Source organism: Nonomuraea sp. NPDC004186, assembly GCF_053603495.1.
Genome location: NZ_JBSGFQ010000003.1, coordinates 17,018 through 39,817, shown reverse-complemented (window position 1 = coordinate 39,817; position 22,800 = coordinate 17,018). Strand labels below are relative to the sequence as shown.

General features: G+C 71.2%; 21 protein-coding genes. 6 read left to right on the top strand and 15 right to left on the bottom strand.

Annotated features, from left to right (window positions below; genetic code table 11):
• Positions 1-86 precede the first annotated feature (86 nt).
• The 4 genes from ACWEPL_RS03225 to lhgO form a co-directional block, all read right to left on the bottom strand.
• Positions 87-740 carry a response regulator transcription factor gene (locus tag ACWEPL_RS03225; RefSeq protein ID WP_350738546.1) on the bottom strand — a complete coding sequence of 218 codons (654 nt, stop codon included), beginning with the start codon at positions 738-740 and terminating at the stop codon, positions 87-89.
• 65 nt (positions 741-805) lie between these two features.
• Entirely contained in the window at positions 806-2,218 is a 1,413-nt protein-coding gene (locus tag ACWEPL_RS03220; protein ID WP_363970197.1) for a sensor histidine kinase, read from the bottom strand.
• Entirely contained in the window at positions 2,218-2,910 is a 693-nt protein-coding gene (locus tag ACWEPL_RS03215) for a response regulator transcription factor (protein WP_225963761.1), read from the bottom strand. Before ACWEPL_RS03215 ends, ACWEPL_RS03220 begins: the two co-directional genes overlap by 1 nt.
• 17 nt (positions 2,911-2,927) lie before the next feature.
• A complete protein-coding gene (gene lhgO / locus ACWEPL_RS03210; RefSeq protein ID WP_452434958.1) occupies positions 2,928-4,118 on the bottom strand; it encodes an L-2-hydroxyglutarate oxidase in 1,191 nt (396 codons plus the stop codon).
• 117 nt (positions 4,119-4,235) lie between these two features.
• On the opposite strand from lhgO, the gene ACWEPL_RS03205 reads away from it, so the two are divergent.
• Positions 4,236-4,634, top strand: a complete 399-nt coding sequence (locus ACWEPL_RS03205; RefSeq protein WP_363970193.1) for a hypothetical protein — start codon at positions 4,236-4,238, stop codon at positions 4,632-4,634.
• 6 nt (positions 4,635-4,640) lie between these two features.
• Here ACWEPL_RS03205 and ACWEPL_RS03200 read toward each other — a convergent pair whose 3' ends face one another.
• From ACWEPL_RS03200 to ACWEPL_RS03185, 4 genes are all read right to left on the bottom strand, one after another.
• Positions 4,641-5,573 carry a superoxide dismutase gene (locus ACWEPL_RS03200; protein ID WP_452434956.1) on the bottom strand — a complete coding sequence of 311 codons (933 nt, stop codon included), beginning with the start codon at positions 5,571-5,573 and terminating at the stop codon, positions 4,641-4,643.
• Positions 5,570-6,457 (bottom strand): SDR family oxidoreductase, encoded by an 888-nt coding sequence (locus ACWEPL_RS03195; protein WP_452434954.1) that lies wholly within the window; start codon positions 6,455-6,457, stop codon positions 5,570-5,572. The genes ACWEPL_RS03200 and ACWEPL_RS03195 overlap by 4 nt, the downstream gene beginning before the upstream one ends.
• Before the next feature lie 2 nt (positions 6,458-6,459).
• Positions 6,460-7,701, bottom strand: coding sequence for an MFS transporter (locus ACWEPL_RS03190; RefSeq protein WP_452434953.1), 1,242 nt, complete (start codon positions 7,699-7,701; stop codon positions 6,460-6,462).
• Between the two features lie 123 nt (positions 7,702-7,824).
• Positions 7,825-8,871, bottom strand: a complete 1,047-nt coding sequence (locus tag ACWEPL_RS03185; protein ID WP_452434952.1) for a hypothetical protein — start codon at positions 8,869-8,871, stop codon at positions 7,825-7,827.
• Positions 8,872-8,960: 89 nt separating this feature from the next.
• Between ACWEPL_RS03185 and ACWEPL_RS03180 the strand changes: the two genes are divergently transcribed.
• Together ACWEPL_RS03180 and ACWEPL_RS03175 are read left to right on the top strand one after the other, a co-directional pair.
• Complete coding sequence (locus tag ACWEPL_RS03180; RefSeq protein WP_363970183.1) at positions 8,961-9,488, top strand: SigE family RNA polymerase sigma factor; 528 nt, start codon at positions 8,961-8,963, stop codon at positions 9,486-9,488.
• Complete coding sequence (locus ACWEPL_RS03175) at positions 9,485-10,642, top strand: hypothetical protein (RefSeq protein WP_452434951.1); 1,158 nt, start codon at positions 9,485-9,487, stop codon at positions 10,640-10,642. Before ACWEPL_RS03180 ends, ACWEPL_RS03175 begins: the two co-directional genes overlap by 4 nt.
• Here the strand turns inward: ACWEPL_RS03175 and ACWEPL_RS03170 are convergent.
• Positions 10,639-11,907: an MATE family efflux transporter gene (locus ACWEPL_RS03170; protein ID WP_452434949.1), complete on the bottom strand. Its 1,269-nt coding sequence runs from the start codon at positions 11,905-11,907 to the stop codon at positions 10,639-10,641. The genes ACWEPL_RS03175 and ACWEPL_RS03170 overlap by 4 nt on opposite strands.
• Positions 11,908-11,995: 88 nt before the next feature.
• Here ACWEPL_RS03170 and ACWEPL_RS03165 point away from each other — a divergent pair, with 88 nt between their 5' ends.
• Entirely contained in the window at positions 11,996-12,964 is a 969-nt protein-coding gene (locus ACWEPL_RS03165; RefSeq protein WP_452434947.1) for an aldo/keto reductase, read from the top strand.
• 95 nt (positions 12,965-13,059) lie between these two features.
• Here the strand turns inward: ACWEPL_RS03165 and thpR are convergent, their stop codons facing one another.
• The 4 genes from thpR to ACWEPL_RS03145 all read right to left on the bottom strand — a co-directional run bounded on the left by thpR (position 13,060) and on the right by ACWEPL_RS03145 (position 16,929).
• A complete protein-coding gene (thpR, locus tag ACWEPL_RS03160; RefSeq protein ID WP_350738481.1) occupies positions 13,060-13,617 on the bottom strand; it encodes an RNA 2',3'-cyclic phosphodiesterase in 558 nt (185 codons plus the stop codon).
• Between the two features lie 52 nt (positions 13,618-13,669).
• The gene (locus tag ACWEPL_RS03155; RefSeq protein ID WP_452434946.1) at positions 13,670-14,893 is read right to left on the bottom strand and encodes an MFS transporter; all 1,224 of its coding nucleotides are present in this window, start codon (positions 14,891-14,893) and stop codon (positions 13,670-13,672) included.
• Between the two features lie 23 nt (positions 14,894-14,916).
• Complete coding sequence (locus tag ACWEPL_RS03150; protein WP_355376980.1) at positions 14,917-15,369, bottom strand: MarR family winged helix-turn-helix transcriptional regulator; 453 nt, start codon at positions 15,367-15,369, stop codon at positions 14,917-14,919.
• 117 nt (positions 15,370-15,486) lie between these two features.
• Positions 15,487-16,929 (bottom strand): NCS2 family permease, encoded by a 1,443-nt coding sequence (locus ACWEPL_RS03145; RefSeq protein ID WP_350738489.1) that lies wholly within the window; start codon positions 16,927-16,929, stop codon positions 15,487-15,489.
• A gap of 83 nt (positions 16,930-17,012) precedes the next feature.
• On the opposite strand from ACWEPL_RS03145, the gene ACWEPL_RS03140 reads away from it, so the two are divergent.
• Both ACWEPL_RS03140 and ACWEPL_RS03135 read left to right on the top strand, forming a co-directional pair.
• Positions 17,013-17,222 (top strand): DUF2530 domain-containing protein, encoded by a 210-nt coding sequence (locus ACWEPL_RS03140; protein ID WP_350738492.1) that lies wholly within the window; start codon positions 17,013-17,015, stop codon positions 17,220-17,222.
• Positions 17,223-17,315: 93 nt separating this feature from the next.
• Positions 17,316-18,764: an alpha/beta hydrolase gene (locus ACWEPL_RS03135; protein WP_452434943.1), complete on the top strand. Its 1,449-nt coding sequence runs from the start codon at positions 17,316-17,318 to the stop codon at positions 18,762-18,764.
• 43 nt (positions 18,765-18,807) lie between these two features.
• On the opposite strand, the gene ACWEPL_RS03130 is transcribed toward ACWEPL_RS03135, so the two are convergent.
• Together ACWEPL_RS03130 and ACWEPL_RS03125 are read right to left on the bottom strand one after the other, a co-directional pair.
• On the bottom strand, positions 18,808-21,840 hold the full coding sequence (locus ACWEPL_RS03130; RefSeq protein WP_452434941.1) for a sacsin N-terminal ATP-binding-like domain-containing protein: 3,033 nt from the start codon (positions 21,838-21,840) through the stop codon (positions 18,808-18,810).
• A 56-nt stretch (positions 21,841-21,896) separates the two neighbouring features.
• Positions 21,897-22,697, bottom strand: a complete 801-nt coding sequence (locus ACWEPL_RS03125) for a DUF3027 domain-containing protein (RefSeq protein WP_363970169.1) — start codon at positions 22,695-22,697, stop codon at positions 21,897-21,899.
• Between the last annotated feature and the right edge of the window lie 103 nt (positions 22,698-22,800).

Genomic DNA, 22,800 nt, shown 5'->3' with positions numbered 1-22,800 from the left:
GTCTCCGGCGCGGCCAGCGGCTCCATACGACCCACGCTACGGTGAGCCGCGTCCGGCGGTCCACCGCAGGTGGTGAGGTGTCGCGCCTAGCCGGGCGGCTCCCGCAGCACGTAGCCGACGCTGCGGAGGGTGTGGATGAGGCGCGGCTCGACGTCGTCCACCTTGCGCCTGAGGTAGGACACGTACGACTCGACGACGCCGGCGTCGCCGCCGAAGTCGTAGTTCCAGACGTGGTCGAGGATCTGGGCCTTCGACAGGACCCGCCCCGCGTTGACCATGAAGTAGTGCAGCAGCTTGAACTCCGTCGGCGACAGCCGCACCTGCCGGCCGGCCCGCCACACCTCGCGGGCGTCCTCGTCCAGCTCCAGGTCGGCCACCTTGAGCTTGCTCGCCGGCGCGCCCTCCCCGCGCGTGCGCCGCAGCACCGCCCGGATCCTGGCCTGCACCTCTTCCAGGCTGAACGGCTTGGTCACGTAGTCGTCGCCCACCCGCAGGCCCGCGATCTTGTCCTCGGTGTCGCCGCGCGCGGTCAGGAACAGCACGGGGGCGTCGATCCGCTTGGCCACCTCGAACCCGTCGAGGTCCGGCAGCATCACGTCGAGCACCACCAGGTCGGGCGAGGCCCGGTCGGCCACCTCCACGGCTTCCTGCCCGTCGGCGGCGGTCAGCACCTCGAACCCGGAGAAGCGCAGGCTGGCGGACAGGAGGTCCCTGATGCTGGGCTCGTCGTCCACCACCATGATCAGCGCCTCGGGTTTCGTCACCTACTTAGAGTGACCCAGCGACCTGAGGGTTAGCTGAAGGCTCACTCCAAGGCGAGTGGGAGTTCGACCCGGAAGGTGGAGCCGGCCTCCGGCGAGCTGTCCAGCGTGACCGTGCCGCCGTGGGCCTGGACGAGCGCCCGCACGATGGCCAGGCCGAGCCCGCTGCCGCGGTCCTCGCCGGAACGGCGGCGCGATCTTGCGGAGTCGGCGCGGTAGAAGCGTTCGAAGACGTGCTCGACCTGCTCGGGCGCCAGTCCGGGGCCGTTGTCGACGACCTCGAGGAACAGCGTCTCCGAGCCCGCCCCGATGCGCACGATGATCGGCGAGCCGGGCTCGGTGTGGATGATCGCGTTGGTGACGAGGTTGCTGATGACCTGGCGCAGGCGTACCTCGTCGCCCGAGACGATCAGGGCCGCGCCGCCGACCACGTCCAGCTTGATGATCCGGTCGGGCGCGAGGATCCTGGCGTCCTGCACGGCGTCCGCGGCCAGCGCCAGCATGTCCACCGGGCGCATCTTCAGCGGCCGCTGCTGGTCCACCCTGGCCAGTAAAAGCAGGTCGTCCACCAGCAGGCTCATCCGGCCCGCGGCCTTCTCCACGCGCTGCATCAGCTCGGCGGGGTCGGCGCCGGGGTTCTGCCTGGCGTACTCGGCGAAGCCGCGGATGGAGGTCAGTGGGGTGCGCAGCTCGTGGGAGGCGTCGCCGACGAACTGGCGCATGCGGTCCTCGGAGCGGCGGGCCGCCGCCTCCGACGCCGACCGCGCCGCGAAGGCGGCCTCGATCTGGGCGAGCATCCCGTTCAGCGAGTTGGCCAGGCTCCCGACCTCGGTACGCGGGTCGGCGTCCGGCACCCGGCGGCCCAGCTCACCGCCGGCGATGGCCTCGGCCGTGCGCTCGATCTGGCCGAGTGGGCGCATGCTCCGCCGCACGATCGTGATGCCCGCGACGGTCAGGAGGAGCAGTATGCCGCCGCCGCCCAGCAGCTCGATGAGCACGAGCCGCCTGGTGATCGCGTCGACCTCCTCCAGGTCCACCGCGACCACGAGCGTCTGCCGCTGGACCACGCGCTCCAGCACCCGCCACTCGCCGTCGCCCTTGATCGCCGGCGCCGTGTACGCCTCCGTGCCCGGCGAGGGCGACAGCACCGGCTTGGGCTTCAGGTCCACGTCGCGGTCGGTGAGCATCGGCAGGAAATCGCCGCCCGGCTCCTTGACCAGGACGATCGCGTCGGACTCGATGATGATCGGCCGCTCGGAGGTCTCCCTGTCCTTGCGCCAGTCGCTCACGACCTTCTTGTGCATGCGGGCGTTGAGCAGGCCGAGCTGGCTGTCCACCCGGTCGATGAGGTAGCCGTGCAGCACCGAGACGCTCACCAGGCCGATGAAGGTCATGCCGAACCCCAGCAGGGCCAGCATCGACGCGATGAGCTTGATCCGGAGCGGCAGGCCGCGCATCAGGGACTCGGTGGCAGGCGTAGGACATATCCGACACCGCGCAGGGTGTGGATGAGCCGGGGGCTGCGGTTGTCGATCTTCCGGCGGAGCACGGACACGTACGACTCGACGATGCCCACCTCGCCCCGGAAGTCGTAGTCCCACACGTGGTCGAGGATCTGCGGCTTGGACAGGACGCGGCCGGCGTTCGTCATGAAGTAGCGCAGCAGCTTGAACTCGGTCGGCGACAGCGCCACCGCGTTGCCCCCGCGCCACACCTCGTGGCTCTCCTCGTCCAGCTCGATGTCGGCGAACGTCAGCCGCGGCGGGGCGGCCGGGAGGTCGCCGTTCGTACGGCGCAGGACCGCGTGGATCCTGGCGACCACCTCCTCCAGGCTGAACGGCTTGGTCACATAGTCGTCGCCGCCGATCGTGAGCCCGCGGATCTTGTCCTCGGTCTCGTCACGGGCGGTCAGGAACACCACGGGCGTGTGCAGCCCGCCGCCGCGCAGCCGCCGGACGATCTCGAATCCGTCCAGGTCGGGCAGCATGACGTCGAGCACGACGAGGTCGGGCCGGTGCCGTTGCACGGCGGCGACGGCGTCGTGGCCGCTCTTCGCGGTGGTCACGTCGAAACCCGCGAACCTCAGACTCGCGGCCAGGAGCTCGAGGATGTTGGGATCGTCCTCGACGATCAGCAGGCGTGATTCCATCACATCCAAGGATGCCCTCATCGGACGAGTGCTGGGACAATTCCGGCAATGTGCCGGGCAATCGCCAGGCTGGAGGTGGCGGCGGGCGAGGGCGCGTTGCGCACCAGGACGATGTTGCCGTGCACGTCCACCACGAAGTCGTCGACCAGGCGGCCGTCCCTGGCGACGGCCTGGGCGCGTACGCCGCCGGGGGCCCGTACGAGGTCGGCGGCGGTGAGCTCGGGGACGTAGCGGCGGGCGCCCCGGACGAACGCGCCTTTGACGAGGGACCCGTAGACCTCCTTGATCCCCGTGCGCCAGTGGCTCCTGGCCATGCGCAGCGTCCCCGGCCAGCCAAGAATTGGACCGAAATTTCGGATATTTCGCCAGGTGTAGCCTTCGTAGGCCAGGGCGAGCACCGCGTTCGGCCCCACCAGCACCCCGCCGTCGATCTGGCGCGTCAGATGCACCCCCAGGAACGGGTAGCGCGGATCCGGCACCGGATAGATCAGCCCGCGGACGAGGTCCTTGGCCGCGCCCTGGAGCGCGTAGAACTCCCCTCGGAACGGGACGATCCGCACATCCCCCGGATGTCCCGCCATCCCGGCCACCGTGTCGGTGCCCAGGCCGCCGCACACCACCAGCCGGTCGAAGGTGAACTTCCGCTTGGCCGCGAGCACATCCACGCCCCCGGACCGCTCCCTGATCGCCCTGACCGGATGCGAGAGCCGTACGGACCCGCCCATCTCCTCCACGTCGAGCGCGAGCCGCCGCGCGACCGCGGGGAAGTCGCAGATCGCGGTGTGCGGCGAGTGGATCGCGCCGACGCCGACCGCGTGCGGCTCGATCTCGCGCAGCGCCAGCCCGTCGAGCTCGGCGATGCCCGGCACGCCGTTGGCGCGCGCCCGCTCGGCCAGCGCGCTCAGCAGCGGCCGCTCGGCACGGGTGCTCGCGACGACCAGCTTGCCGACCTCGTCGTACGGCAGCGCGTTGGCGGCGCAGTACTCCTTGAGCAGCGCCACACCCTCGCGGCACAGCCGGGCCTTGAGCGAGCCCGGCGGGTAGTAGATGCCCGCGTGGACGACGCCGCTGTTGTGGCCGGTCTGGTGGGCGCCGACGTGCGGCTCCTTGTCCAGCACGGTCACCTCGGCGCCCCTGGCCTTGGCCAGCTCGCGCGCCACGGCCAGGCCGACTATGCCCGCCCCCACGACTCCGATCTTCTCCGTCACACGACGATTTTCCGGCTAACCGGCCGTCCCCGCTATATCCGGGCGATCCAGCACTTGAGCCGGTGAGCACAGCGGGCCTTTCCAGGACATTCAGTCGAACATGAGTACGATGGCGGCATGTATCTTCCGCCGGAGTGGCCACCCGAGGTCCGGCCACCCAGCGTCCCCGACTGGGAGTTGTCCGCCACGACCTGGCTCCTGGACGCGCTCCCGCCGGACTACCGGCAGCACGAGGTCCTCCGGCGCCATCCGATCGCGCTGGTCAGCATGGCGCGCTATCACGTCGACGCCGCCGTGGAGGCGGCCAGGACCGGCTACCGGAAGGCCGCCGTCGACCTGAAGGGGCACCTCCCGCCGCACGCGATCGAGGCCGTGCTCGACGTCTACCGGCACGAGGGCCCGCGCCTGGTCCGGCTGGCCCGCTCGATCGAGGTGGTCGGGCAGGCCCTGCGCGGAGAGTTCTTCACCGCGACCATGCGCGGGCAGGGGCGGCGGGCGGGTCCCTCGCCGTCCTGACGCAGGTCAGGGCCGGGGGATGGCGACGGCGTCGTACGACGTGTCCGGGGTCGGCGTCGTGTCGAAGCGGGCGTTGGGGAGGTACAACCGGGACCCGAAGGCGGCCACGGTCGCCGGCACGTCGAACCTGGGATCGCTCACCCGCCGCACGACGCGGCCCTCGGTCCCCGTCTCGTTCAGGCGCAGGACGGCCACGGCGTTGAGCCGGTTCTGCACCGCGTACAACGTCCGGCCGCGCAGCAACAGGCCGTCGCCCTCCCGCAGCGACTCGCCGTGCAGGTCCACCCGGCGGGTCGCGCCGGACGGGTCGACGCGGAACAGCCCGCCGGTGTTCGACTGCACGACGATCAGGCCCCGGCCGTCCGGAGTGGGCGTGATGCCGTTGGCGTTGAAGCCGTCGCCGTACTCCAGGTCCCCGGTGAGCGGGATCCGCACCGCGGTGGCGGGCAGCCGTCCGCCGCGCAGCGGCAGCTTGTAGAGCACCGGGTTGGTGGAGTCGGTGAACCACGCGGCGTTCCGGGTGAGGATGACGTCGTTGACGAACGCCGGGCCGGTGACCAGCCGGTAGGAGGCCAGCACCCGGCCGGTGCGGGAGTCGACGACCCGCGCGTCACCACCCGTGCCGCCCGCCACGAACAGCCGGCCCCGCGAGTCGAGCTTCATGCCGAGCGACGGCGTGCCGGGTCCGCGGCTGATGATCGCGCCGCGCCCGGTGCGCAGGTCGGCGCGGTAGATGGAGCCGTCGGCCATGGAGCTGATGAAGGCGAAGGGGCCGGCGCCGGTGGCGATGCCCTCGGGCCGGAAACCGTCGGGCAGCGAGATCGAGGCCGGAAGATCACCGGCCCGCCGGTCCGCGGCCGCTCCGGCGGAGCCGCCCATGGTGACGGCCAGCGCGAGCGCGGCGAGGATCGCGCCGAGGGCCCTGATCGATCGCGTCACTTGCCGCCTCCGGTCGAGGTGAACGCCGCGGCGTGGTCGCGGGCGAAGTCGGCGATGTCGCGCGGAGGGCGGCCGAGAAGGGCGGCGACCGTGTCGGTGGTGAAGTCGCCCCAGCCGGAGGCGTACGCCTGCGCGTACTCCTCCAGCATGTCGACGATCCAGGTCGGGACGCCGTAGCCGAGCAGCGTCTTGCGCTTGGCGTCGTCGCCGACCGGCAGGTACGTGACCGGCCTGCCGAGAGCCAGCCTCAATTGCTCGGCGACCTCGTCGAACGTCAGCGAGCGCGGGCCGGTGAGCGTGTACGTCTTGCCGTGGTGACGGTCGGGGTCGTCGAGGAGCACGCGGGCGGCGCACCCGGCGATGTCGCGTACGTCGATCATGCCGATCCGCGCCGAGGCCAGGTTCAGCGAGAACGTGCCGGTGGCGGCGATGTCGCCCGCCTCGTTCAGCAGGTTCTGCATGAACCAGTGCGGGCGCAGGATCGTCCAGCGCATGCCCCACTGTTCGAGCTCCTGGTCGGACAGCGCGTGCAGCCTGCCGCTGCGGTTCGGCGCGTCGTGCGCCGCGCCGACGACGGACAGGCGGACGACGCGCTCCACCCCCGCCTGGCGGGCGGCCCACCCGGCGTTCATGCTGTGCTCCGGGGCGCGCGGGCCGTTCGGGGTGAGCAGCCACACGTCCTGCACGCCCTCGAAGGCGGGCGGCAGCGACCGGGCGTCGTCGAGGTCACCCACGAACACCTCGGCCCCCTGCTCGGACAGGCGGCCCGCGCCGGACTCGTCGCGGACGAGCGCGCGGAGGCCGACCTCGGCTCCTTTCAGCGCGTCGATCAGCGCGGTGGACACGGTTCCGGTGGCCCCGGTGATCAGTACGGTGCGAGACACGCTCATTCTCCTTTGGCAGTGGCGGGGGTACGGAGCACGGTCTTCGGGGATTCGCCCGCCGACCGCTTGACGGTGATGCGTTCCAGGGCCCAGAGCACGGCGGTCCCGGCCGAAAGGGCGGCGCCCAGGACGAACACGCCGGTCCAGCCCCCGTGCACCCAGACCACGGACGCCAGCGCGGACCCCACCGCTCCCCCGGCGAAGAAGACGGTGAGGAAGGCCGAGTTGATCCGGTTGCGGGCCTCGGGCCGCAGCGCGAACAGGACGTTCTGGCTGCTGTTGAGCACCGCCTGATGCGCCAGGTCCAGCACGACCACGCCGGCGACCAGCCAGATCAGGGACCGCGCCCCCGCCGCGAGCGCCAGCCAGGACGCCACCAGCAGCACCGTCCCGGCACCGGTCACGACCTGTACGTATCCGCGGTCGGCCAGCCGCCCCGCCACCGTGGCGGTCAGCGCGCCCACGACGCCGACCAGCCCGAACAGGCCAATGGCCGACTCAGGCCAGTCGTACGGCGACCCCGACAGCAGGAAGGTCAGCGCCGTCCACAGCACACTGAACGAGGCGAGGCTCAACGCGCCGATCCCCGCCCGCCACCGCAGCAGCGGCTCGTGCCGGAACATCGCCACCGTCGAGCGCAGCAGGCCGAGGTAGGTCAGGCGGCCGCCGTCCCCGCCGAGCCGGGGCAGGAACGTACGCAGCAGCACGGCCATCAGCGCCATCAGGGCCGCGTTCACCCAGTAGACCGTCCGCCACCCGCCCACCTCCGACAGGGCTCCGGACGCGGTGCGCGCCAGCAACAGCCCGAGCATCAGCCCGGTCATCACGGTGCCGACCACCCGGCCGCGCTCGGCCGGGTCCGCCAGCGTCGCCGCGAACGGCACCACGACCTGCGCTCCCACCGAGGTCAGCGCGGTCAGGGCGGTGCCGGCCAGGAGCACCGTGCCGTTGGGGGCGGTGGCCGACACCAGCAGGAACACCGCGGTCGCCGCGTAGAGCGCCACCGCCAGCCGCCGCCGCTCCACCAGATCGCCGAGCGGCACCAGCAGGATCAGCCCCAGCGCGTACCCGCCCTGCGCGGCCGTCACCACCAGCGCCGCCTGCGACGGCCCGACGCCCAGCTCCCGGCCGATCAGGTCGAGCAGCGGCTGCGCGAAGTAGTTGCCGGCAACCGCCAACCCGGTCGCCACTGACATGAGCAGGAGCAGCCCGCGCGACAGGCGGCCGTCCGTTCGAGGTCTCATCGCCGTCATGCGGACAGCCTGGGCGATGGAGCATCTATGAGTCCAACGCATGTTTTTCATCGGAACGATCGCGTTTCACGATCGATCATTCCGAGCGGCGGACGGGGGCCGGATGGGGTGGGGTCAGCGGGTGCGGCGGGCGATGAAGGTGATGGTGCCCAGGGCGGTCGCGGCGGCGGCGATCCAGATCAGGATGTCCTTGGCCGTTAAGCCGGTCGCGCCCGCGTCGACGGCCGCCTGGGAGGTCGTGCCCGCGTCCTTCGCGGGGGCCTGCCGCGCGGCCGCGGTCGGGCTGGGGGTGGTGGCGGCGGTGGCGGGTTGGGCGGCGCCGGGGATCGTGACGCGGTAGACCGGGCTTCGGGGCCCCTCCGTGCCCGTGAGCAGGTACTTGCCGTCCGCCGTGTACGTGATCGACTCCGCCTGCTTCAGCTCCGGCATCGACACCCTGGTGATCATCTCGCCCGACGGGCGGTAGAGGGTGGCCGAGAAGTACGTGCGGATGACGTACGAGGAGCCGTCGGGGGCGTAGGCGGCGTCCGTGGCCATGAGAGGCGCGGTGGCCACCTTGCGCAGGACGTTCGTCCTGTCGGTACGGAGCTTCTTCGGCGCGGCGTAGACGGACCCCGAGAACTCCTTGGACACCACGTAGAGCCGCCCCGTCTTGGGGTTGATCATGATGCCTTCCGCGTTGCGGCCGCCGTCGGCGTAGCGGAAGCGGTAGCGGGTCGCGGGCAGGGTGGCGTCCTTGATGGTCTGGGGCTCCACCACGCGGTAGATGGAGACGTCCGGCCAGGCCCCGTTGAGGTTGTCGCCGATGTCCGCGAACCACAGCGTGGCCTGCCCCGTGGCCGGGTCCTTGGTCGCGGCCATGGCCTCCCAGTCTCTCGCCTGGGCGCCCTTCACCTGGAAGGTGGCCCGCGTCCGCCCCTTGCCGTCCACGGCGTAGAAGGTGGGGCTGGCGGAGCTGTCATTGTGCGTGTAGTAGGTGTCCGCGTGCGTCGGCGAGACGGCCAGGCCGCTGGACTCCGTGATCTTGGGGTCCTTGAAGGTGAAAAGCTTCTCCATCCCCTCGTCCGCCACCGCCGCACGGGCGGGAACGGTGAACAGCACACTGGTGGCCATCGCCACAGCCCCCGCGGCGGCCAGCGCCCGCATCACTCCATCCCCCACTCCGACATCATGCCCCACGAGTCGCCGCCCAAGACCGACCTCCAACGCCGCCGCTCGTGTCCGCGTTGATAGCGGGTGGAAGGAGAGGCATGGACCCATATGAGGGCTTCAGGGAGTTCGTCCGCGGACGCCAGCACGCGCTGATGCGTACCGCGTACCTGCTCACCGGTAACGCCCCGCAGGCCGAGGACCTGCTGCAGACCGTTCTGATGCGGACGGCCAGGCACTGGCGCAAGCTGATGAAAGACGGCAATCCGGAGGCGTACGTCCGCAGGGCGCTCGTCAACGAGCACATCTCCTGGCGGCGGCGCAGGCGTGCCAAGGAGACGCTCACCGCGCACCCGCCGGAGATCGGGCACGGGGCCGGACCCGAGGACGAGAGCCTGCACCGCATGGCGCTGCAGCGGGCGCTCCTGCGCCTGACGCCACGGCAGCGGGCCGTGCTGGTGCTGCGGTACTACGAGGACCGCAGCGTCGACGAGACCGCCGACCTGCTCGGCTGCTCGCCCGGCACGGTCAAGAGCCAGACCAGCCACGCGCTCGGCCGCTTACGCGCCCTCGCCCCCGAGCTGGCCGAACTGCTTCACGACGTCGATCCCGAGGAGGTCTACCGATGACCCGGTTCCGTGACGAGCTCCAGCTGATCGCCGCCCAGGCGCCCGAGGTCGACCTGGCCGAGCGCGCGGTGCGGGGGGCTCGCAGGTGGAAGGCGGCGACGTTCGGCTCGGCGCTGGCGTCGCTGGTCGCGGCCGCGCTCACGGCCACCGTCCTGATCACCACCCCGGGCGGCGCCACGATGAGCGGCGAGATCGCGAACGTGCTCCCCTCCTCCGGCGTGGACCCGGCCGCGTACGCGTACTACGACTTCTGCGGCAGGCAATGGGACCCCCGGAAGAACACCAAAACCTTCGGCAAGGAATGCGCCCAGTGGCGGCTGGTGACCAGCACCGGCGGGAGCTTCCGGATGCCTGAGGCGCTCAGCGTGTACACCGAGCAGTCTGCCGACAACTACATGAACACCGGCGGCCCCCTGGAGATCTCCTCGGACGGGAAGCGGGTGGCGTACTACAGCGAGAAGGACCAGCGGTTCGCGGTCCGGGACCTGGCCGACGGCCGGATCTGGCTCACCCCGCAGACCGTCACGCGGGAGACGATGGTGAAGAGCGGGATGGTGCTGGTGCTCTCCCCCGACGGGCGTTTCCTCGGCCTGCTGGGCGGGTCGAGCTCTGTGGTGGACATGGAGACGGGCCAGGTGACCGAGATCCCCGAGGGGTGGCACGTGCGGCGGATCGGTAACGGCGGGAGCCCGATCGTGGTCAGCGACGACAAGGACCGACTGGGTCTGTTCGACGGCGGGAAGGTGACGCCGTTGGGCAAGTCCGCGGACCAGCTCAGCGAGCTGTCTGCGGACGGGCGCACTCTGGCCTACCTCGACGGTGAGGAGATCAAGGACCATCTCGTGACCCGCCCCGTCGACACGGTCGTCACACTCGACGTCACCACCGGCAAGATCCTGTCCAGGGCCAAGTTCACCGACGTCCCGAAGGACGTTCGAAGCCCGCGCATCGGCGGTTGGCAGAGCCCCACGGAAGTGGTGGTCAGCGACATGGCGAGGGACAGCTACTGGAGGAGCAAGGACAAGGACAAGGACAGCGTGCCCACGCTGGGCGAGGTCACGTACGCGATCGACGTCAACACCGGCCGGATCCGCAAGCTCGCCGAGTACACGTACAAAGCCTGGGCGGGCGACCTCACCCTCCCGGGTTTCTAGCCGACGAGGACCCGCCCGACGTTGGCGCTGTGGCGGTGGAAACCGGTGCCCTGGAGCACGACCAGGAGCCCGTTGGCCACCGCCATGGCCACCCACAGGCCGGTGATCCCCCAGGTCCTGGCCACGGGTACGGCGGCCACGACCAGCAGCCCGTACCCGATCGCGAAGTAGGACAGGCTGGCGGCGGAGCGTTTGAGCGCGGTGAGGCCGAAGCCCTGCACCGCCTGGGCCGCGTCCAGCAGCGACGCCAGCAACATCAGCGGCAGCAGCCCCAGCACGCGCTCCCGCACCGCCGCGTCGTCGCTGAACAGCCTCAGCGACTGCTCCCCGAGCCCGAGCAGCAGGCCCGCCCCGGTGAGCGTCCCCATGACGGCGAGCAGGGCCGCGGTGCGGTTGGCCCGGCGCGCACCCGCCGGGTCGGGGGCGCGGGCCACGTCCGGCATCGCGGCCTGGGCGACGGAGAGCGAGGCCATCATGATGAAGCCGGTGAGGGTGGTCAGCACCGCGTGGGCGGCGGTGTCGCGCGTGCTGGTGGTGCCGGCCGCGAAGGTGACGACCCCGAGCACGCCGAACTTGATGAGCACGGTCCCGGCCAGCGGGATGCTGACCTTCGCCAGGGCGACGATCTCGCCGGTCCTCGGCCGGGCCTGCCCGACGGGCCGCCCGAGCGCGCGCCGCACGCCGTAGGTCGCCACGAGCGCCGCCGCCGTGCCCGAGATCAGCCAGGCCAGGCCCACGCCGGTGAGCCCGAGCGGCGGTACCAGCACGACGGTGAGCCCGCCCAGCACCACGCCGGAGACCAGGGTCGGCCAGAGCACGCCGCGGGTGTGCCCGAGCGCGATCAGGATGGTGCTCGAACCTCCGGTGGAGGCGAAGACCAGCAGGGACACCGCGAGAAAGTACGGCAGCAGGCCCATCTCGCGCACCACCTCGCCGGGCACGCCGGTGGCGCTCGCGATCAGCGGCACGCAGATCACGGCGAGCGCGCCGACCAGGCCGGTGGCCAGGCTGAGCCAGCGCGCGTCCCGCACGATCGGCACGGCCGCCGCCGGGTCGTCCCGGTACGGGGCCACGAACGGCCCGAGCCCGCGCAGCGCGCCCTGCACCGCGGCGCCGGCGGGGTTGAGCACGGCGGTCACGACCGCGAACGCGGCCAGCGTCACTGTGTCATGCTTGCCGAGCACCGAGGTGACCACCAGGGAGCCGACCATGCCCGCGACCATCGCCAGGAACAGCGGCACGGCGGCGCGGAGTAAAGCGATCATGAAGCGCGGAGGTCCGCCGGCGCTCCATTGGAGATCATGGACCTAGTGTATGGCCTGGAGTGCACTCCAGGTCTTTAGGGTTGAAGTCATGGATTACGTCAACCTCGGACGCAGTGGCCTCCAGGTGAGTCCGCTCTGCCTCGGCACCATGAACTTCGGCCCCCTGACCACGGAGGAAGACTCCTTCGGGATCATGGACCGGGCGTTGGAGCTGGGGATCAACTTCTTCGACACGGCCAACGTGTACGGCTGGAAGCTGGGCGAGGGCATCACCGAGCAGATCGTCGGCCGGTGGTTCGCCCAGGGCGGCGGGCGCCGGGAGAAGACCGTCATCGCGACCAAGCTCAACGGCAAGATGAGCGACTGGCCCAACGACCAGAAGCTGTCCGCCCTCAACATCCGCAGGGCCTGCGACGCCTCGCTGAAGCGGCTGCAGACCGACTACATCGACATCTACCAGGCGCACCACGTCGACCGGGACACCCCGTACGAGGAGTTCTGGGAGGCGATGGACGTCCTGCGCCAGCAGGGCAAGATCATCTACGTGGGGTCGTCCAACTTCGCCGGCTGGCACATCGCCAAGGCCCAGGAGGCGGCCGCCCGGCGTAACGTCCACGGCCTCATCAGCGAGCAGTCCCACTACAACCTGCTCACCCGCGCGGTCGAGCTCGAGGTGCTGCCCGCGTGCGAGGACTACGGGCTCGGTGTGATCCCGTGGAGCCCGCTGGCCGGCGGCCTGCTCGGCGGCGTGCTGCGCAAGATCGACAAGGGCCGCTCGGCCTCCGAGCACATGGTCAAGCAGCTCGAGAAGCACCGCGACAAGATCGAGCAGTACGAGAAGCTCTGCGACGAGCTGGGCGAGGACCCGGCGTACGTGGCCCTGGCCTGGCTGCTCAAGCAGCGGGCGGTGGTCGCGCCGATCATCGGCCCGCGCACCCTGGAGCAGCTCGAGGGCAGCCTGCGCACCCTGGAGATCGACCTTGACGAGGCCACGCTGGCCCGTCTCGACGAGATCTTCCCCGGTCACAAGACGGCCCCCGAGGACTACGCCTGGTAAATCAGCTCACCAGGGCGCCGACGACGACGATGAGCAGGAGCAGGCCGAGCACAATCGGCAGCAGCCACATGCGAGGACGATCCACGGTCTGGAGCCTAGCTCTGCCCGGAGGGTGCGAGCGCCCATTCGGCGAGTGACTCGTACCTCACCTGGGGCCCTGTGTGACTGCGGACGAGACGGACCTGCTCCGCCCGCCACGGCGAGCCGCTGAACCCGGACAGCGACTCGACCAGCGGGCGCAGGTCCGTCTCCGTCTTGGCGCGGGCCAGCGTGAGGTGCGGGTGGAACCGTTTCTCATCGGTCTGTACGGCCCCGGCCCGCCGGGCGCCCGCCTTGACCGAGTCCGCCAGCCTCGTCATGGAGTCGCCCGTGACGCCCACCCAGAAGACCCTGGCCCGGCGGGCGGAGGAGAAGGCGCCGAAGCCGGTGAAGGCCAGGTCGAGGACGCTGTAGCGGTGTACGGCGCGGGCCAGGCGCTCCTCCAGCTCGGGCAGCACCTGCTCGGGCACCTCGCCGAAGAAGCCCAGCGTGATGTGCCAGGTGGCACGGTCGGGCCAGCGCAGCCCCGGCACCTGCCCGACGTGCGGCGCGATGGCGCGCGAGATCTCGTCCAGGATCTCGTCGGGCGGCACCAGCGCCGCGAACAGCCTCATACCACCTGATTGTCTCTTGCCCACCTGCCGCCTGGGCCCCAGGGGTGGGGGCTCAGGCGACGGCGAGCGCCGGCTTCGCGACGCGGGCGGTGATCAGGCGCGTCACCAGCATCGCCAGCCCGGTGCCGACCAGCACCAGCGCGCCAGACAGGATCACGCCCGCCCGCGGCCCGCCCAGCTCCGACAGCCAGCCGATGAGCGGCGCGCCCACGGGAGCCCCGCCGGTGAACACCAGCATGTAGATCCCCATGACCCGGCCCCGCATGTCCGGGGACGTGGCGATCTGGACGCTGGCGTTGGCGGCCGTGTTGATGGTGATCAGCGCGATCCCGGTCGGGATCAGCAGCAGCAGGTAGACGGGGTAGAACGGGGCCAGCCCGGTGGCGATCTGGAAGAGCCCGAACCCGAGCGCCCCGGCCACCAGCACCTTGCGTGACAGGCGTGCCCGGCGCGCCGCGAGCAGCGCGCCCCCGAGCGCCCCCACCGCGAACATGCTGGAGGCCAGCCCGAACGAGGACGCCCCGGCCTTGAACACCTCGCGCGCCATGAGCGCGATCGACATCGAGAACGACTGCGAGAACATCGACACGAACCCGATCAGCAGCACCGGCATGAGCAGCTCTTCGCGCTCGATCACGTACCGGAGCCCCTCGCGGAGCTGGCCCTTGGCCCTGGGCACGGGCGCGGCGGGGTTCAGCTCGGACCTGCGCATGAAGACCAGGCTGGAGATCACCGCGCCGAAGGTCGTCGCGTTGATCAGGAAGATGGGCCCCGTGCCGCCGAGCACGTAGATCAGCACACCGGCGAGCGCCGGGCCGACCACGCGGGCGAGGTTGAAGATGGAGCTGTTCAGCGCGATGGCGTTGGACAGGTCGCGCCGGCCGACCATCTCGACCACGAACGCCTGCCGCGTGGGCACCTCGACGCAGGAGATCAGGCCGAGCAGGAACGCCATCACGTACACGTGCCAGACCTGGGCCGAGCCCGTCATGGTGAGCACACCGATGGTCAGCGCCAGGGTGGCCATGAGCGACTGGGCGGCGATGAGGATGGGCCGCTTGGGGTAACGGTCGGCGAGCACGCCGCCGAACATCCCGAAGATCAGCATCGGCAGGAACTGCAGCGCGGTCGCCGTTCCGAGCGCCGCCGCGCTGCCGTGGGTGAGGTCGAGCACCAGCCAGTCCTGGGCGGTGCGCTGCAGCCAGGTGCCGACGTTGGAGACGATGCCACCGGCCGCGAACATGCGGTAGTTGGGAATCCTGAGCGACCGGAACATCCCGGTCTTGGGTTCTTCAGGCTCTATATCCTGCTGAGCTTCTCCAGAATCGGCGCCGCCTGCCGCAGCACCGCCCGCTCCTCCGGCGAGAGCTCCTTCAGCCGCTGCGTCAGCCACGCCTCCTTGCGGCGCCGCTCCTCCTTCAGCAGCTTCTCGGCGGCTTCGGTGATCGTCACGGTCACCTGTCGCCGGTCGGTCGGATGCGGGCTGCGCGAGACCAGGCCGCGCTCCTCGAGGGCGGCGATCACGCGCGTCATCGAGGGTGGCTGAACCTTCTCGAGCTCGGCCAATTCGCCGGGGGTTATCCCGGAATGCCGTTCCACCGCGGCGAGCGTCGCGAACTGCGTGGGAGTCAGCGAGTGGGCTGCCGCCTGTCGTCGTAGGCGCCTGGTCAGCCTTGCCATTGAGACGCGCAGGGCTGAAGCCAGGCCTGCGTCGCTGCGCAGGTCCGTCTTGGGCTGGGGTTTGGTTAGCATGTGTCATTACCTTTGCTAACTATACGGCATGTCGAGAAATTTCCGAAAGCAAATATCTGGTACCTCCTTGGTACCTCGAAGCCGCCCCGCACGCGCAGGGCGGCTTCAGGGACCTGCTCAGACGCCGAAGAGCACGCGGATCGGGCCGATCGCGAAGTACAGGACGAACAGCGCCGTGACCCCCCACAGCAGCGGGTGGATCTCGCGCGCCTTGCCCCGCACGACCTTGATCAGCACGTAGCTGATGAAGCCGGCGCCGATGCCGTTGGAGATCGAGTACGTGAACGGCATGATCACGACGGTGAGGAACGCCGGGATCGCGATCTCGAAGTCATCCCAGTCGATGTCGCGGATCGAGGTCATCATCAGGAAGCCGACCACGATCAGCGCGGGCGCGGCGGCCTCGTACGGGACGACCGTGACGAGCGGCGCGAAGAAGATCGCCACGAGGAACAGCAACCCGGTGACCACGCTGGCCAGACCGGTGCGGGCGCCCTCGCCGACTCCTGCGGCCGACTCGATGTAGGTGGTGTTGGAGGAGACGGACCCGGCGCCGCCGGCCGCCGCGCCGATCGAGTCGACGAGCAGGATCTCCCTGGTACGCGGCAGCGTCCCGTCCTCCTGCACCAGGCCCGCCTGGCGGCCGACGCCCACGATGGTGCCCATGGTGTCGAAGAAGTCCGTGATGAGCAGGGTGAAGACGAACAGCACGGCCAGCAGCACGGAGATCCTGCTGAACGCGCCGAACGGGTCGAACTCCGTGAACAGCGTGAGCGGGTTGTGGAAGCCGAAGATCTGGTCGGGGACCGTCGGGACGTTCAGCTGCCAGCCGCCGGGGTTCTTGGCCGAGAACTGGCCGGACTTGGTGATCAGCTCCACGACGATGGCCAGCACGGTGGTGCCGACGATGCCGATCAGGATGGCGCCCTTGACCTTGCGCGCCACCATCACGGCCGTGACGAGCAGGCCGACCACGAACACGAAGATCGGCCACGAGGTCAGGCTGCCCCCGATGCCCATCTCCAGAGGCGGCCCGGCGGGCACGCGCCGCACGAAGCCGGCGTCCACGAAGCCGATCAACGCGATGAACAGGCCGATGCCCACGCTGATGGCGGTCTTGAGCTGGGCCGGGATGGCGTGGAAGACCGCCGTCCGAAGCCCGGTCAGCACCAGGATGGCGATGATGACGCCTTCGAGGAAGACCAGGCCCATGGCCTCTTCCCAGGTCATCACCGAGGCGATGTTGAAGGTGACGAAGGCGTTCAGGCCCAGGCCCGCCGCCATCGCGAAGGGCACCCGGCCGACGACGCCCATGAGGATCGTCAGCACGCCCGCCACGAAAGCCGTCCCGGCGGCGACGAGCGCCACGTTGGGCGTCGTGCCGTCGCCGATGACCTGCTTCTGCACGTCCGTGCCGTTGGCAATGATGATGGGGTTCAGCACCACGATGTAGGCCATGGTGAAGAACGTGGCCAGGCCGCCCCGCACCTCACGGGAGACGGTCGAGCCTCGTTGGGAGATTTGGAAGAAACGGTCGATAGCGTTACGAGTGTCGCTCACGACGCGAACAGTGACAGGCAGGATGAGCTGCGGAAAGAGTCGGTAATGAGATCGAGACCCTATTGCAAGCTAGGCTGGACAACGTGAAGCAGTGGCATCCCGATCCGGAGCCGATCAAGACCAACGACACGGCCGCCGTCGCCATCGGCACCGCGGTCTGGGCCGTCGTGCTGGTCGCCCTGTTGATCTTCCGTCCCGCCCCCGAGAACACCTGGTGGATCTGGACCTGCGTGACCGGGATCGGCTTCGGGCTCTTCGGCATGTGGTTCGTACGCCGTCGGCAGCGAAACTGACATTCGTCATCTCCAGCGCTTCGCTGAAGTCATCCGGATGTGGTGTTTTCACCCACTACCTCGGCTTATCCCGGCTTCAGCATGCTTGTCAGCATGAAGAAGGCCATAGGGACAGTCCTCCTGAGCGCGATGGTGCTCGCCGGTTGCGGCACGGCCGACCGGCCCGCCCAGGAGCCGGGTACGGTCGCGTGGAGCACCTGCACCGACCTCATGGGCCCGGACGGCAATCCGGCGCCCCCTGCCCCCGGCGTCGAGTGCGGCAAGCTCCAGGTCCCGCTCGACCACGCCAGACCGGACGGTGAGAAGATCGGCCTCGCGCTCATCCGCGTCAAGGCCACCGGCGACCGCCTCGGCTCGCTGGTCTTCAACTTCGGCGGCCCCGGCGCCTCCGGCGTGGACACGATGGCGCAGGCCGCCAGGGCGTTCGGGAGCCTGGGCACCCGCTATGACCTGGTCAGCTTCGACCCGCGCGGCGTCGACCGCAGCTCCGGCGTCAGGTGCGGCGGCCAGATCGCCAAGCTGCTCGCGTCGACGACCGAGGCCGACGGCGACCGGCTGGCCGGGGAGTTCGCGGCGGCGTGCCGGCAGGACTCGGGCAAGCTCCTGCCGTACGTCGGCACCGTGAACGCCGCCAAGGACCTCGACCTGCTCAGGATCGCGCTCGGCGACAAGCAGCTCAACTATTTCGGTCTCTCGTACGGCACGCACCTCGGCGCCGTGTACGCCACCCAGTTCCCCAAGAACGTCGGCCGTTTCGTCCTGGACAGCGCCTTCGACCCCACGGTCACGTGGGAGCAGCGGGCGGTGACGCAGGCGGAGGGCTTCGACCACGCGTTCCAGGCGTTCGCCGAGGACTGCGTGGCGCAGAGCTGCGAGCTGGGCGCCGACCCCGCCGCCGTCGAGAAGGCGGTCGTGGGCCTGCTCGACGGGCTCAAGGACAAGCCGCTCAAGGTGGGGGACCGGGAGCTCACGTACGGGCTGGGCCAGCTCGGCGTCATCACCCCGCTCTACGCCAAGGCGACCTGGCAGGTGCTGGAGCAGGCCGCCGCGGCGGCGATCAAGGGCAACGGCACGGCGCTGCTCATGCTGGCGGACGCGTACACGGGGCGCAGGGCCGACGGGACGTACACGACGATGATGACGAGCCTGCAGGCGATCAGCTGCGCCGACACCGCCGAGCGGCCCACCGCCGCCGACGTCGCCAAGGTCAACGACCGGGTGGAGAAGATCTTCCCGGTCCTGTCGGTGGAGGGCTCGGGCGCTCCCTGCGCCCACTGGCCGGTGCCGGGCGACGACGCGGCCAAGCGCATCGACGCGACCGGCTCCGGGCCCATCGTGGTCATCGGCGGCAAGGGCGACCCGGCCACGCCCTACCAGTGGGCCACCCGGCTCACGGACCAGCTCAAGACGGGCGTCCTGGTCACGTACGAGGGCGAGGGCCACGGGGCCTACCTGACGGGCAACGCGTGCGTCATGCGGACGGTGGACGCGTACGTGCTGGAGGGCAAGGTGCCCGCCAGGTCCACCGCCTGCGCGGCCTGACGCTCCGGGGAGGCACCACGGGGGCGCCTCCCCACCGAGCCGGTCAGGACAGGTCGGACTCGGCGAGCAGGAGGGGCACCGACTCCGGGTCACGCAGCAGCGCGGCCACCGCCAGCCGGTCGTTCCACTGGCCCGTCGCCCAGGCCAGGCCGCGGGCGAGCCCGTCGAGGCCCGTGCAGTGGACCATGCCCTCGAAGAAGCGCCACGTGCACTCCACCCCGTCCACCAGCAGCTTCTCGTGCTCCACGTAGCTGGTGGGCGCCGTCGGCAGCAGCGCCTGCACCTCCGGGGGCACCGGGCGCACCTGGCCCTGCGAGGTGACCTCCCCGGAGGTCAGCTCCCCGGCCAGCGGCAGGTCGAGCAGCTCGGACAGCGACTCCGCCAGGTCGTACGGGGCCAGCACGAGCGGCCGGTCCACCACGAGCTGCAGCAGGTCGGGCGCCTCCACCACCACCGCGTCCTCCGCGGCGGCCACCACGATGGAGCCCGCCAGGACCGCGCGGACCCGGGACGGCGGGGCCACCCGGGACGGATCCACGCCCGCCAGCGCGATCCACAGGGCCCGCAGCTGCGCCCGGTCCACCTCGACGGCCGGGTCTGCCATCAGGTCAAGAAGCTCCTCGGGGCCTCCGTGGGAGGCGAGCAGCTCGGACAGCGTCGTGCGCACCCCGAGCATCGACAGCGCGGCCTCGTCGAGCCCCGCGGGCGCGTCCGCGTAGAGGCCCTGGAGCAGCGGGTCGGCCCCGGGCAGCCGCAGCTCCAGCGGCTTGCGCCCGTCGAGCACCGGGTGGTTGGCCAGCCACCACGCCGTGTAGGACGGCACCTCCACGCCGGCCACCCGCAGCGGGTGGAGGGCGGCCCGCAGCGGCGGGCGGCTCAGCAGCGCGAGGGCGGCCGGCCAGTCGGCCACCAGCTCCAGGTCGCGCACCGCCAGGAACTCCGGCACCATCGGCGGCACGCCCAGCTCGGGCAGCAGGTCGAGCACGTGGTCGAGCCAGTCGTCCTCGCCGTCGAGGTCGTGGTCGCAGTCGTCCTGGTCGAGCAGCACGTCCGCCTCGTGGACGGTCGCGAACCCGTCGAGCACCCCGGCCGCGGCGAGCACCCGCGCGCCGTACTCCTCCTCCAGCTCGGAGGCGGCCACCCCGAGGTGCGTGCCGGGCTCCAGGAGCCCCGCCAGCGCCCCGTCGGCCAGCATCAGCTCACCGGCGGGGTAGAGCTCGCCGTCGGTGCCGCGCAGGGCCAGCTCGGCCAGCCACGGCGCCTCGCCGGGCGCCAGCGCCGAGGCCTCCACCAGCGACAGCACGGCCCGTGCCACCGGCTCCGGGTCGGGGCTGTCGAGCGACTGCGCGACGGCGGCCTTGGTCAGCGGGTCTTCGAGGATCGTGCGCGGCGTGGCCTCGGCCGCGCCCAGCCTGAGCAGCGCGGGGTGGGCCGCCTCGGGGTGCACGATGCGCAGCCCCAGCGGGCTGAGGTCCAGCTCGGCCCCGCCGTCGGTGAGGATCAGCGTGCCGCGCGGCCCGCGCACCAGCCGGCCGTCGGTCAGCGGCACCGGCAGGGCGCCCAGCGACTCGGGATCGTCGGCGGGCAGCACCTCGTAGAGCGAGCGCCACCACGACGGCTCGCGCGCCTCCACGGCCTCGCCCGACAGCAGATCGATCACGTCGGCCAGCTCGACCCTGCGCACGCCCAGCGCGGCCATCGCCGGATGCCTGGCGGGCCATCCGGCGGGCAGCAGCCCCGGCACGAAGTCGGCGACCGCCGCGAGCAGTTCGGCGGAGCCGGCGGCCACCACGGCGGCCTCCTGGCCCGCGACCACCCATCCGTCGTCGCCGGGCTCACGGGCGGGGTGCTCGACCTGCCACTGCGCGTCGGGCTCGTAGACCTCCGCGTCGGCGAAGGACGGGGTCTGCACGGCGGGCGCGGGCGCGGACAGCGCCGGCAGCAGCGGCGTCGAGGGCAGCCTGGCCAGCACGGCCCGGCGGATCCTGGCGTCCAGCTCGCCCTTGCCCATCAGCGACGGCACCAGGTCGAGCAGCTTGGGCGTGCGCGGCAGCTCCTGGAGCAGGCGGACGTAGGCGTCGGCCACCCGCTCGACCAGGAAGTCGGTCAGCGGCCCCTTGGCGAAGTGGCGCCGGTCGGTGGCCATCGGGAACGACGCAATCAGCAGCGCGGGCAGGTCGAGCGGCTCGTCGCTGGGCGTCGGCGCGTGCACCACCGGCGGCACCGCGGCGGGCAGCGGCCCTGGCTCGCCGGTGCCGGTGAGCGGCACCGCCCAGCGCAGCGACCAGTAGGGGCGGGCGCGCTCCTCGGTGGGCCGGTCGGCGAAGAGCCGGCTCACCTCCTCGGCCGTGAACTCCCCCGACTCCGAGACCACGTGCCAGCCGTCGGCGGCCACGGTGCGGACCGACCCGTCGAGGTCGATCTCGATGGCCTCCAGCGCGGGCATGCCGAGCAGCAGCGCAGGGCTGGTCTCGGCGAGCATGACCCGGACCGCGTCCACGCAGACCGGGTCACGCAGCGGCAGGTGTACGACGGTGTCGAAACCCTCGGGCACGTCGAGCGGCGGCGCGTCGAACGGCAGCCTGAGCAGCGGAACATGCCCCGAACGGTCGGCCAGCTCGCCCGCGAGCGCGGGGATCTCCGCCACCGCGGCCGTGGTCTCCGAACGCGACCAGCGGACCGCGCCGCTGCCGCGCGAGCAGATGGCGGGCTCGTCGCAGACCGAGACCACCGCGGCGAACCCGACGCCGAACCGCCCGGCCGCGCCCACCTCGCCGCGTTTGCCGGAGACGCGCAGCGTCGACAGGCCCTCGACACCGGTCGCGTCGAGCGGGGCGCCGGTGTTGGCGGCCGTCAGCACGTCGCCCCTGAGCGTCAGCCGCAGCACCCCCGGCACACCCGCGCGCAAGGCCGCGTCGGCGGCGTTCTGGGCGAGCTCGACGATCAGCCGGTCCCGGTAGCCGCCGAGCGCGAAGTCCTCTTCGGCGTTGGCGTCTTCGCGGAACCTCGCGGGCGAGGCCGTCCACGCGGAGAGGACGGCGGCTCGCATCCGGTCAGTGCCATAGGTGTCGGTCATCGATCACGATCCTGGTAGAGGGGTAACGGCCACGCGTAGGTTAGCGGCCTGCTCTGTCAGGAATGGCCGAGTTCTTCGGAGGCCGACTCGTCGACCGAGCCCGCCTCCTCCTCCATCAGGTCATAGCCCAGGTCGTCGAGGATCGGCGTGGCCTGCTCGACGGTCGGCGGCAGGACGGCGGCCTCGGAGTGGGCGCCGCAGCCGTGGTCGGCGGCGACGACCTTGCCGTCGTCAGGAGCGTACTCATTGGCGCAGACCCCGAACGTCTGCCGCAAGCCACCCGCCAGCGGCCAGTAGAAGCCGCAGGTGGAGCATTGCGCGGGAGCGGCGTGTGCGATCGGCGTGTGCGGCCCGTGCTCGCCCGAGTGCCAGCGTCTGGCCGCCAGGTCCTTGCCGATGGCCGAGAGCACACGTGCCCGGCCCAGGCCGTACTCGAAAACCGCCTGTTGGTCGCCGTCGTCGTCGGTCTCGGTGAAGCCCGGCGCGAGCCTGTCGTCGTCCTCAGAGGTCGGCAGCAGGTCGCCCACCCCGAGGTCGCCGGGGCGCAGTCGCTCGCTCCACGGCAGCCACTCGGGCGCGAGCAGCGCGCCCGAGCCGGGCAGCAGGACGGCCTCGCTGACCGTGACCTTCTTGGCCCGCGAGGCACGCGTGACGGTGACGGCCCAGCGCCAGCCGCGGTATGCCCGGTCGAGACAGGCGAAGTAATGGGTGACGATCCGGTCGCCCTCGCCCTCGAACCCGAGGTGCTCGCCGGGCTCGCCCGGCCACGCGAGCTCCTCGGCCGCGCTGCGCGCCAGATCGACCGCGGCGACACAGGCCTGGTCGGGAGCGGAGACGCGGGCCCTGGTGCGGCTCATCGGGGGCCCTCCGCCGAAAGGTGCTGTTCGCTCACACTTCATTCTCACCCATGGGCGGACCTGAGAGTCCCACAACGGGGGATCCCGCACCGAGATCGCGGAT